This is a genomic window from [Clostridium] symbiosum ATCC 14940 (genome assembly GCF_000466485.1).
GTDB lineage: Bacteria > Bacillota > Clostridia > Lachnospirales > Lachnospiraceae > Otoolea > Otoolea symbiosa.
On sequence record NZ_KE992835.1, the window covers coordinates 1 to 10,741 of the forward strand.

Sequence of the window (10,741 nt, forward strand, 5' to 3'; positions counted from 1 at the left end):
GCGAAAACAAAACCACAGTATCTCCTTCTCCAGCTAGCGATGCCGCTTCCCCGAGACGAAAGACTCATCCCCTCCCCACCACCCCGTCCGCTGGCCTGCGGCGGCGTCCTCACCTGCTTAACTAAATCTCCATTTACAGTCCCACCAGACACATTGCAGCCGTCCTCTTCCTGTGTTATACTCAAAATAGCGTAAAAACAAAATCCGGACTGGAGGTATATTATGTCTTTCGACGATTATTCTAAAGCTTATAAAGCGGGTAAGAAGGAGTATCAGCGGCACCTGGCCGAGGGAAGCTATCCTTATCTGCAGGCTCTGGACGAAAGTATTTCCCATATTGATATCGTATCGGAAGTAAGCTTAGGTTTACAGCAGATTCCGTCGGAGCTGATAGCGGGAACAAGAAGTATCGGCCGCAGGACAGCCTTTGCGCCCAATTATATGCCCCTTCTGGATCCGCATTCGGAATTTGCCGCCAAATGGATCAATCTCTGCGGCTCCCATCTGAAAGAAGGTATCAGGGAACCAGTGACCGCCTGCGAATTTATGGGACACTTTTATATCGTGGAAGGAAACAAGCGGGTCAGTGTCCTGAAATATTTTGACGCTCCCTTTATTCCCGCTGTCGTAACGCGTTTCATACCGCGCAGGACAAAGGAAACCGACAATATTATTTATTATGAATATATGGATTTTCACCGTCTTACGGGAATCAACTATATCCTGGCCGGCAGAGAAGGCGTCTTTCCCCGCCTGTCCGCTGCTGTTGCCGGCGGAAGCAAAATTCCCTGGGACGAAGAGACCCGGATGGATTTTTCTGCTGCCTATGTCAAATTCCACAGCGCCTATCTGGCCAGAGGAGGCGGACGCCTGCCAATCAAGACCGGTGACGCCCTTCTGTCCTACCTCGATATTTACGGTTATCCGGCCTTAAGAGATGACCCGCCCTCTAAAATCAGGGAAAATATCGCAAAGATCTGGGACGAATTTACTCTGTTGAAAGAGAAGCAGTCCGTCGAACTGGTCATGGATCCCGTAGGCACCGCCCCAAAGAAAAAGTTTATCGATATCCTGCTTCCGCCGTCTCCGAAACAGGTGAAGATCGCATTTATCCATTCCAAAAACGCAGCTTCCTCCAGCTGGACCTACGCCCATGAGCTGGGCAGGCGCCATGTGGAAGAAGTATTTAAAAACCAGGTGGAAACCATCTGTATAGACAATGTCACGGCCGGTGATAAAGCCCAGGAGGCAATTAAACGGGCGGTTGACGAAGGGTGCGGCATTATCTTCACCACAACGCCCGAATTTATTCCCTCCAGCCTGAAAACCGCAGTGGAGTATCCCGATGTCAGAATCCTCAACTGCTCCCTGAACACTTCCCACCGCTACATAAGGACTTACTACGGACGAATGTATGAGGCCAAATTTCTCTGCGGCATGATAGCAGGGACTCTGGCAGACAACAACCGTATCGGCTACATCGCCGATTACCCGATTTACGGCATGACTGCCAATATCAATGCCTTTGCGCTTGGCGCACGCATGGTAAATCCAAGAGCCGAGATTTTTCTGAAATGGTCCACCGTCAAAGAGGATGACATTGTTGAATATTTCAGGAAACACCACATCTCCTATGTATCCAGCCAGGATATGATAATCCCGCGGTTCGCTTCACGCCAGTTCGGTTTATACCGGTTTGAAAATGCGGCCGACGGAACCATGCCGTTTAATGCGGCCACTCCGCTTTGGAACTGGGGAAAATTTTACGAGAAGATCATAACGAGCATTATCAGCGGTTCCTGGCATGATAATGAATCATCCGACAGCAGAGCCCTGAATTACTGGTGGGGCCTGTCGGCAGGTGTCGTTGATATCATCTATACCCAGAATCTGGCAGCCGGAACGAAAAAGCTGGTGGAATTCATGCGCCGTGCCGTGGAATCCGGCTCCTTCCATCCGTTTTCCGGAACGCTGTATTCCCAGGACGGGATGATACAAAAAGATGACGATCATACGCTGGCTCCCGAAGAGATTATCACGATGAACTGGCTGGCCGATAATGTCATCGGCTCCATACCTGATTTTGAAATGCTGGCAGACGAAGCAAGGCCGGTAGTCCGCCTTCAGGGTCTCAGAAAGCCGAAAGACGGAGGAACGATTTGATGAAAATACTGACATTGGCCGACCAGGAATCACGATCTCTGTGGGATTATTTTGAAAAGGCCAAACTTGAGGGGGTGGATCTGATTATCTCCTGCGGCGATCTGGCTCCTCAATACCTCTCATTCCTGGCGACCTTTACCCATGCCCCGGTTCTCTATGTCCATGGAAACCACGATGACTGCTATGAACAGACGCCCCCGGAAGGCTGCATCTGTATAGAAGATACAATTTATAACTATAAAGGAATCAGGATTCTCGGATTGGGAGGCTCCCTGCGCTACCGTGACGGCCTCAACCAGTATACCCAGAACGCCATGAATCGGCGAGTATTCCGGCTGTGGCCAAAGCTGGCTCTGAACAGGGGCTTCGACATTCTCGTAACCCATGCTCCGGCCTATCGGTTCAATGACGGGGAAGATATTCCGCACACCGGTTTCCAGGCCTTTAACCGGCTGCTGGAAAAATATAAACCGGCCTACTTTATCCATGGCCATGTCCATGCTAATTACGGCGGGAAATTTAAGCGCAGTTCTGTTTACGGGGATACCGTTGTGATCAATGCTTATGAGAAATATACGATTGAAATGGAGAAGGCCGAACCGTAAAGAACCAGTTCAGGCACCATGATCCGTTACTTATCTCGTTACTATTCACGGCCACTATTCCGCGAGGTGTGGCTATCTTCCCACTACCAGGGTGGATTCGGAACTTTCATCTGTTAGTGACGTGCGCCGCCAGACGCACTACAAAAGGAGAGAAGTCAATCAATGCTGACTTCTCTCCTTTTGCCACGCCGCCCATCTTATTCAATTGTGATTATCAAACTCTAACCTGCCGCCGTTCGGCAGTTTCTTTGCATCTTTGCCGCTTTCAAATCACTGAATCAGCTCCGGCACGTAGATTGTCTCCCCCGGCTTATGGGAATAAAAAATCGTCACTTTATCACCCTCCAGCGGCCCGCTTGTGAGGTTAACCGGCTTGGGTTCCTGTTCAAAAGAAACCTCTGTCCCTGCCCCGGTCTTGATTGTGATAACACTCATACCGACTCCAAGGACTTCTCCCGATACCACGCCCGCCCGGCAGTCTTTATCTCCGTCCCTGGGGTCTCTTACAAGCTCTGCCTTTACACCGCTTGAAGAGGACAAATCTATCTTCCCCCGGTAGAAGACCGTGACCTCGTGTTCCAGAAGCAGTCCGTCCACCAGGCTTACGGCCGCATCCTCTTTTGCAAACACGACGCCGTCCGGATATTCTTTATTCGCAACCACCATCGTATTCATTCCGGCATCCTTGACAGTGCCGCAGAAAATACCAATATCATCCTCCGATTGAAGCTCCGGCATTATCCTCGGGTCTTCCGTACTTTCGTTTTCCGCCCCGGAAGGTACCGTCTCTTCCCCCGTGGGCTGTCCTGTCCCGGCAGGATCCGTTTTTTTACCGCAGCCTGCCGTCATCAGGGCAACGGCCGCTGTCAGAAGCAGCAGCAATGCAAATCTGTTCATGATTTTTCTGCACATATTATCACCTCCCGTGTTACTATTCGCAGCCTCGCCAAATAACGGCTGAACATAGTAACCTTCCTGTCTTTATTGATTCTGGTTCAGACTTAACGGCCTTCCTGGAAACGGCCGAATGTATCGACCAGCCATGCCAGGTAGCCCGTCTGTTCCTCTCCAAACTGCCCCGGCTTCATCCTCCATCTCCAGTTTTTCCCCACCGTACTCGGTGTGTTCATCCTGGCCCAGTTATCCAGCTTCAGCACATCCTGCATCTGAAATACTGCCACACTGGCCACCGAACCGTAAGCCGCCCGGAATACTTTATCCACAACCTCGCTCTGATGTGCGGCTCCCAGATAGTCGGCAATATACTGCAGCTCCCACCACTGCCTCTTCTCTGTTTTAAAGTAACCGGCAAGCGTTTCATTGTCATGGGTGCCTCCATATACGACGGAATTCGGTTCATAGCAATGGGGAAGATGCTCATTGAAGCGGTCCCCGCTGAATGCAAATTCAATTATCTTCATTCCCGGATATCCGGTTTCAGCCAGCAGATCCTTGACATCCTGGCTGAAAATTCCAAGATCCTCGGCTATGATTTTTGTCGCCCCAACCGCTTCGCTTATGGCATCCGTCAGTTTCTTTCCCGGCCCTTTTTCCCACTGCCCTGATTTGGCATTTTCCGCACCATACGGGATGGAATAATACTGAACCACTCCGATAAAGTGATCGATGCGGATTACATCGTAGAGAGCGGATGACGCCTTCATCCTCTCTTTCCACCAGGCAAATCCCGTTTTCTCCATTTTATCCCAGTTATAAAGAGGGTTGCCCCATAACTGGCCCTCATCGGAAAACGCGTCCGGTGGCACTCCGGCCACCTTCAGCGGTATAAGGCCTTCCTCATCCAGCTGGAAAAGTTCCGGGTGGCTCCAGACGTCCGCACTGTCGAGCGCAACGTAAATGGGGATATCCCCGACGATTTTAACATCGTTATCTGACGCATACTTTTTGAGTTTTTCCCATTGTTCAAAAAATTTATACTGAAGGAATTTCCAGTAATCTATCTCCTCTTTCAGTTCTGTTTTATATTTCTCCATGGCTTCAGGCTTTCTGAATCTGGCATCCTCCTCCCACGCCAGCCATTCATTGTCACCGAAATGTTTTTTCAAAGCCATATAAAGGCTGTAATCCGGCAGCCAAAACTGATTTTTCTCACAAAACTGCCGGTATGCTTCCGTCGTTTTATGTAAACTTCTTGTGTACGCCTTTTTCAGCAGTGGAAAGCGGTAATAAAAAACCGCATCATATTTTACTTCTTCCTGTTTGTCCAGCCAGAAACAGGCATCGATTTCCTCCTGTGTCAGCAATTCTTCCTCTTTCAGCATATCAAGATCGATAAAATAAGGATTACCGGCAAAAGCTGAAAAAGACTGGTACGGGCTGTCGCCATAGCTGGTCGGCCCCATCGGCAGAACCTGCCAGTAATTCTGTCTGGCCTGTCTTAACAGGTCTATAAATTCATATGCGCTGCTCCCGAATGTACCTATCCCATAAGGAGACGGCAGGCTGAAAATCGGCATCAGTATCCCCGCGCCGCGCTTTAACATTGTCTTCATTGGTTAATTCTCCTTATTCTTATTAAAGGAATGCCTTCAGCTCCGAGAGCCTTCGTATTTCCCTCGTAACTGAAATCCTTTTCCTGTTTTCCTTCCCCTGGGGATTAAACCAGCAGGTATCGATACCGGCATTCACGCCTCCCTGAATATCGGATGTAAGAGAATCTCCAATAACCATCATCTCCTCCGGCCCCGCCTCCTTGATATGGGCAAAGCAATATTCAAAAAATTCCTTCTGCGGTTTCTGGCTGCCTGCCTCCTCCGATATGAAAATATCACGGAAATACTTATCAAGGCCCGATGCCTTCAGCCGTTTTCTCTGAGTAGCTCCCACGCCGTTGGTCACTACGTAAAGGGGATAACGCTCTTTCAGGTAATCGAGTATCTCTACCGCTCCCTCCATCAGATATGCCCCTTCGCCCAGCCAGACACGGTACGCGTCTTCGGCCTCCTCACCGCTCATGGACAGGCCATGCCCGCCAAAAAAGCGTTCAAACCGGACAGTAAGAACGCGGTCGCGCTCCATCTGTCCGATTTCAAATGCTTCCCAGCATTCCTGATTGATTTTGTGATACTCCTGAATGAACCGCTCCTCCGGGACAAAGCCGTATTTTTGCAATACTTTCGTGAATGCGGCGGCTTCCGCCCGGTCAAAATCAAGAAGTGTCCCGTCCACATCCATCAAAAGCGCTTTATATTGTCTGTTCAAGCCTCAAATACCACCTTTCCGCCGCAGATTGTAAACCTGACCCTGCCGTATAGCGTTTCACCGGTAAACGGAGAATTGGAGGACTTGGAAACGAAGTCTCCCACAGTGAAGCTCTCCCTGTCATCAAAAATCACAAGATCCGCATCACTGCCTTCTTTTATACGGCCCGAATCCAGGCGGTAAAGTCTGGCCGGGTTCAGGCACATTTTTTCAAAAAGCTGCACGTAAGTGAGGTGGCCCTCCTTTACCAGGTTGGTGACCGCCAGCGGCAGGGCTGTTTCCAGGCCGATAATTCCGCTGGGAGCCGCCGTCAGCGGCTTCTCCTTTTCTTCCCTGCTGTGGGGAGCATGGTCTGTGGCTATTATATCAATTGCCCCGCTCTTTAGCCCCTCTATCAGGGCCTCCCTGTCTTTTTCCGTCCGCAGCGGCGGATTCATCTTTGCCAGTGTCCCGTGCTTTAAGACAGCCGTTTCATCAAGAGTAAAGTGGTGCGGCGTTACCTCTGCCCAAACGTCGGCTCCCAATTGTTTTGCCAGGGCAACCATTTTTACGGAATTCCGGGAACTGATATGCTGGATATTCACCGCTGCGCCGGTATGAAGGGCAATCATACAATCCCTGGCTACCAGTGAATCCTCGGCAAGAGCCGGGGAACCGCCGATTCCCAGCTGATCCGATACCACGCCTTTGTTGATTCCGTTGTTTATGATAAAGGCAGGATCTTCCTCATGAAAGCTGAGAGGCAGATTAAGCTCCCTGGCCTTCTCCATCGCCTGCTTTACAAGCTTTTCATCCATTAAAGGAATACCGTCGTCCGTGAAACCGGCCGCTCCGCAGGCTTTAAGCGCATCCATATCCGTCAGCTCCCGTCCTTTCAGCCCCTTAGACACGGCGGCGGCAGCGAGGACGTGGATCCCTGTCTTTTTACCTTTTTCTATGATATAGCCGATTGTGTCCGGATTATCTGCGGCCGGATTTGTATTAGCCATGCAGACCACCGTCGTATATCCGCCCGCTTTTGCCGCAGCGGCGCCGGTTTCAATATCCTCCTTATGAGTCAGGCCCGGATCACGAAAGTGTACATGCACATCTACCAGCCCGGGAGCGATAATCATTCCCGATGCATCCAGCACTTCATCCGCTCCGTTTACCCTCTCAGGAACCGTATTATCCGCCCCGCCGTCTACCCGTTTTACTATCTTTTTAATCTTTCCGTCTTCGATCAGCAAATCCGCCAGGCCGTCAAAGCCGCTTTCAGGATCGATCACCCGTCCGTTCTTAATGAGCATGTTCCGTATTCTCCTTCATCTTATTTTGCCGGTACTATCTCCAGCCAGTATCCATCCGGATCCGAGATAAAATAAATTCCCATAGATGGATTCTCGTAGCAGACGCAGTCCATCTCCCTGTGTTTCTTTAAAGACGCATCCATATCATCCGTCTCAAATGCCAGATGGAACTCGTTGTCCCCAAGATTATAGCTCTCCTTCTCCCAGTCCCTGAGCCAAGTCAGCTCCAGCTGGTAGTCTGTGGCCCCGTCGCCCAGATAAACCAGGATAAAACTGCCGTCTGCCGCCTCTTTCCTGCGCACTTCGTGCAGGTTCAGCGCCTCCTCGTAAAATTTCAGGGATTTTTCTAAATCTACTACGTTAAAGTTATTATGTGCAAATGTAAATTTCATATAGCAAGTTCCTCTCCTTCTCTGTGAATTTCCACAAGACGCTCCCTCCATCCTTCACTGGACGGATGCTGTCTCATCTTCTCAATTATACTGTAATCTTTCCAGAAATGCATCGGTATTACCGCCTTTGCGTCGACTTTTTCCATAAACTCCTTCATCCCCAGATAAAACCACTGCTCCAGCCTCGGATCCAATGGGACAAATGCAGCATCCACGGTGCGTCCCTCCATCTTTTCCATCTCATGGGCGTAATTTGCCGCCATATTATGGTTCCAGGCCTTGTCCTCACCTTCCCACCACCAGTTGTTCAGATCGCCGGCATGGTAAATGGTACTGCCTTCGCAGGTAATCCAGAAAGCCACCCCTTCATCGGTGGATTTGAACGTTTCAATCTCCAGCCCGGCTTTCCTTCCTTCGGTATAGAGGGCCAGCTTTTCCCCAGCCTTTACAAAGGTTACTCTGCCAATCAGATTGTCCGGCACCTTCTTTTTGCTGATGTCTTTAGAGAGAACGTAATTCACATCCTCCCTGTCCTTTGCCAAATCAAAAATTACCGGTGCAAAATGATCTCCGTGAAAATGGCTGGCAAAAACCACCAGCGGCCTGTCTTTTCTTATCTCAGGCAGCTGGCCTGCGTAATAATCGAACAGCATTGATACATGCTCTAGCTCCACCAGAAAGGAACTGTGATGAATATATGTTATCTTCATAATCCTGCGGCCTCCTTAAATGCCTCCGCCGATTCGGCTTTCGCCGCAAGCCTTAGCCATTTTGTCAGTGTCTTCATATCGGTCTGGGACAGGATACTGGCCGAAAGCTGTTCCGGAACAGGTCCGGTTTCCTCGAGCAATTCAAGGACTGCCTCTGCCTTTCCCGCCTCTCTTCCTCTTTCTATTCCTTTTTCAATCCCCTTTTCGATCCCCTTTTCGATCCCTCTGTGTTCTCTCTCTTCAAGTTCATCCGCAAATAATTCCCTTAAAGCATTGCACATCATTTTTCCCTCCTCACTGTTTTTCCAGTTGGCCCGGATGATTAAATCCATAGCCGCCTCATATAACGGATTTTGCTTTTCTTTCCGGTATTCCGCCATTAAAGGCTCTATATCCCCGTGAAGTTCCAGATCTTCCCGCAAGCGGCTCAGCCAGATATTTTCCCCTTTATCCAGCCTGCCTATAACCAGGATTTGCATCGGGAACAGCAGGCCTGTAACATAGTAAATTCCGGGAAACATCTCTGTAGTCTCGGCTTTGTGAACCTTTTTCAGGTAATTCAGCATTTTTCCGGGATAATGATTTCCGACCAGAGTAATAGTCATGTCTTCAGGAGATATCTCAAGTATCTGCCTGGTATTGGACTGGTATACGCAGGCGTAGCCTGTTACCTTGTAAAAATCGTTAATGCTGATATAATCCGTGGGGCTTTTATACTCCACGATATTGTATTGCCTGAAAAAAGCGCCTATCTTCTTTCTTATTTTCCTGCCAGATACTGCTTTGATAATTAGTGTGTCCATCTGCAGCGGCTTTTCAGTCAGATTATATTCCTTCAAAAACTGAAGATACTGTGCCTCCTCACCAAATTCAATCTGCAGGATTGCCTGAAAGGCAGGGTGCCACTGTAATATTCGTTTCTCCATTCACTGTCTCCTTCTTATTATAATCAAAAAACGTTTTGTCTTCAATAGGCATCCATAGACTCCACCTGCCCTTCCTGTATTTGGTTTGTTATAATCTGGTTTGGATTTTCCGGCCGAACGGCCATATTACGGCGCTTCAAGAAGCGCGCCGGACTGCTATGGACAGCAGTCCGAATAGATTATTCTTAAATATTAAATTTCAATAAAGTTTTTAGTTAAACAGGTGGGGGCCGCCGGGACGAAAGACTCAGCCAGCCCCCTCACCACACCGGACCCGGTCCGGTCCGGACGCGTCCTCCATTCTCAATCCCCCATCTGAACTATTGCTTATTTTTCTTTTTTTGCCAGCGCTTTATCCATAAACTTTTCATTCTTAACGATAAACCTCTCATGCTCGCCTTCACCGATTTTGCCGCTCTCGTCAAAAGCCTCAACATGGAATACAAGTCTTCTTCCATCTACTTCTTTTAATTCGCTTTCGCACCAGACAATCATGCCTGCCGGTGTTGCCGCCAGATGCTTTATATTCAGCATTGTTCCGACGGTTCCCTCACCGTCATTCATATAAGGAGCGACGCTCATCCACGCCGTTTTTTCCATTAATGCCACCATGGCCGGTGTTGCAAATACTTCCAGAAGACCGCTGCCAAGCGCGCTTGCAGAATTGTCCTCTGTCACCATAACTTCCTGTCTTCCCTGAATTCCTGCTTTTAACATCTTCTCTACCTCTTTTCTCATTTTTCACTTAAGTCTCATTTTTCAAAAACGCTCTGGAGCATGTTTCCGAAACTATAGCAGCAGTGCTGATACTATGGTTTCTGGCTGGATTACTAAAGTTTACGTCCGCATTTCGGACAGTAGGCAAATTCTTCCGCCGCCTCATATCCGCATTCCGGACACCTTTTGCCCGAATGCCCCGGCAGAGAACCGTCCTGAGCCCATGGATTGCCGCTTCCGTCACGGCACAAAGTCAAATCTGTCTCACGGATTTCCGCATCCATTCCTCTGAGCAGTTTCCGGCCAATCTCCGGATCCAGCTCATAGACAGCGCCGCAGCATGACATCTTCACATAGAAACGCCTGTTCCACTTGAACAGCGGAATAAAGAAAAAACTGAAATACATATAGGTCATAAAGACCTGATATCTTCCGTACGCTCCGCATCTGCTGCAGATAACCGTTTTCATATATTCAATCTGTTTCATGCCGGAACTGATTCCGCCGATAAATATCATACCTGCCACCTGCTGTAACAGTTCAGACAGCGCGAACTGTTACTACCTGTTCTTTATTTTTTATGTTTATGGGATATTAACAAGTATACTAAAGTGATTTTAGTTGTGCAAGATATATTTTAATTAAGCAGGTGAGGACGCCGCCGCAGGCCGGCGGACGGGGTAGTGGGGTGTGTATATGAGTCTTTCGTCCCGGGGG

General features: G+C 49.1%; 11 protein-coding genes. 2 read left to right on the forward strand and 9 right to left on the reverse strand.

Annotation, left to right across the window (positions count from 1 at the left end; translation table 11 throughout):
- Nucleotides 1–222: 222 nt before the first annotated feature.
- Both CLOSYM_RS04265 and CLOSYM_RS04270 read left to right on the forward strand, forming a co-directional pair.
- A complete protein-coding gene (locus CLOSYM_RS04265) occupies nt 223–2,163 on the forward strand; it encodes a BMP family ABC transporter substrate-binding protein (RefSeq protein WP_003497980.1) in 1,941 nt (646 codons plus the stop codon).
- Nucleotides 2,163–2,768 carry a metallophosphoesterase family protein gene (locus CLOSYM_RS04270; protein WP_003505978.1) on the forward strand — a complete coding sequence of 202 codons (606 nt, stop codon included), beginning with the start codon at nt 2,163–2,165 and terminating at the stop codon, nt 2,766–2,768. Before CLOSYM_RS04265 ends, CLOSYM_RS04270 begins: the two co-directional genes overlap by 1 nt.
- A 270-nt stretch (nt 2,769–3,038) precedes the next feature.
- Here CLOSYM_RS04270 and CLOSYM_RS04275 read toward each other — a convergent pair whose 3' ends face one another.
- The 9 genes from CLOSYM_RS04275 to CLOSYM_RS04315 form a co-directional block, all read right to left on the reverse strand.
- The gene (locus CLOSYM_RS04275) at nt 3,039–3,680 is read right to left on the reverse strand and encodes a hypothetical protein (protein WP_003505976.1); all 642 of its coding nucleotides are present in this window, start codon (nt 3,678–3,680) and stop codon (nt 3,039–3,041) included.
- A gap of 89 nt (nt 3,681–3,769) precedes the next feature.
- Nucleotides 3,770–5,281: a 4-alpha-glucanotransferase gene (gene malQ / locus CLOSYM_RS04280; protein ID WP_021641100.1), complete on the reverse strand. Its 1,512-nt coding sequence runs from the start codon at nt 5,279–5,281 to the stop codon at nt 3,770–3,772.
- A 22-nt stretch (nt 5,282–5,303) separates the two neighbouring features.
- The gene (locus tag CLOSYM_RS04285) at nt 5,304–5,990 is read right to left on the reverse strand and encodes a YjjG family noncanonical pyrimidine nucleotidase (RefSeq protein ID WP_003505973.1); all 687 of its coding nucleotides are present in this window, start codon (nt 5,988–5,990) and stop codon (nt 5,304–5,306) included.
- Nucleotides 5,987–7,279, reverse strand: coding sequence for a dihydroorotase (locus CLOSYM_RS04290; RefSeq protein ID WP_021641102.1), 1,293 nt, complete (start codon nt 7,277–7,279; stop codon nt 5,987–5,989). The genes CLOSYM_RS04285 and CLOSYM_RS04290 overlap by 4 nt, the downstream gene beginning before the upstream one ends.
- Before the next feature lie 20 nt (nt 7,280–7,299).
- Nucleotides 7,300–7,671 carry a VOC family protein gene (locus tag CLOSYM_RS04295; RefSeq protein WP_009297893.1) on the reverse strand — a complete coding sequence of 124 codons (372 nt, stop codon included), beginning with the start codon at nt 7,669–7,671 and terminating at the stop codon, nt 7,300–7,302.
- On the reverse strand, nt 7,668–8,381 hold the full coding sequence (locus CLOSYM_RS04300; RefSeq protein ID WP_021641103.1) for an MBL fold metallo-hydrolase: 714 nt from the start codon (nt 8,379–8,381) through the stop codon (nt 7,668–7,670). The genes CLOSYM_RS04295 and CLOSYM_RS04300 overlap by 4 nt, the downstream gene beginning before the upstream one ends.
- Nucleotides 8,378–9,307 (reverse strand): hypothetical protein, encoded by a 930-nt coding sequence (locus tag CLOSYM_RS04305; RefSeq protein ID WP_021641104.1) that lies wholly within the window; start codon nt 9,305–9,307, stop codon nt 8,378–8,380. The genes CLOSYM_RS04300 and CLOSYM_RS04305 overlap by 4 nt, the downstream gene beginning before the upstream one ends.
- A gap of 327 nt (nt 9,308–9,634) precedes the next feature.
- On the reverse strand, nt 9,635–10,024 hold the full coding sequence (locus CLOSYM_RS04310; RefSeq protein ID WP_024738684.1) for a thioesterase family protein: 390 nt from the start codon (nt 10,022–10,024) through the stop codon (nt 9,635–9,637).
- 113 nt (nt 10,025–10,137) lie between these two features.
- Nucleotides 10,138–10,542 (reverse strand): zinc ribbon domain-containing protein, encoded by a 405-nt coding sequence (locus CLOSYM_RS04315; RefSeq protein WP_009297890.1) that lies wholly within the window; start codon nt 10,540–10,542, stop codon nt 10,138–10,140.
- Nucleotides 10,543–10,741 lie beyond the last annotated feature (199 nt).